The sequence below is a fragment of the Promicromonospora kroppenstedtii DSM 19349 genome, from assembly GCF_000515355.1.
GTDB lineage: Bacteria > Actinomycetota > Actinomycetes > Actinomycetales > Cellulomonadaceae > Promicromonospora > Promicromonospora kroppenstedtii.
The window spans coordinates 25,912-26,436 of sequence record NZ_KI911678.1; the positions used below are offsets into that span (position 1 = coordinate 25,912).

A 525-nucleotide genomic window follows, 5' to 3' on the forward strand; every position below is an offset into this window, starting at 1 on the left:
CGGCCACCACCGCGAGCCGCGCCCACTGCACGCCGCGCGGCCGGCGCTGCCGGGTGATCGCGAGAGCGGCGGATGCGAGCACCGCCGCGACCACGGCACGTCCGCAGGACACGAACAGCGGCGACATGGCGCCGCCGCCGACCACGACCCGGGTGAACGGGAGGGTGAACGAGAACGCCAGGACCCCCAGGAGCCCCCACCCGAGGCCGGCGCGAGAGGTCGATAGCGGAGTGCGCGCAGAGACGATAGCGCTACTGTTGGCTGTCATGTATGACGATAGCAGTGGTCGGATCGTCGCCGGGCTGCGCGACTGGATCGCGGGCGCGGCACCGGGCGCGCGCCTGCCCTCCAGCCGAGAGCTGGTGACGCGGTACGGCGCGAGCCCGGTCACCGTGCAGAAGGCACTGCGCACCCTGGTGGCGCAGGGCGCCGTGGAGACCCGGCCGGGCGTCGGTGCGTTCGTCCGGGCCGTCCGGGTGGCGCGCCCCAACGACCACGGCTGGCAGACGGCGGCGCTCGGTCCCC

General features: G+C 74.9%; 1 protein-coding gene and 1 pseudogene. One reads left to right on the forward strand and one right to left on the reverse strand.

The window, feature by feature from the left end:
- Positions 1 to 268 (reverse strand): annotated as a pseudogene (locus tag PROKR_RS37425) (EamA family transporter); the annotation flags it as partial.
- On the opposite strand from PROKR_RS37425, the gene PROKR_RS34945 reads away from it, so the two are divergent.
- Positions 267 to 525, forward strand: a 259-nt coding sequence (locus PROKR_RS34945) for a winged helix-turn-helix domain-containing protein (RefSeq protein WP_169736431.1), incomplete at its 3' end; no start/stop codon positions are given. The pseudogene PROKR_RS37425 and the gene PROKR_RS34945 sit on opposite strands and share 2 nt — an antisense overlap.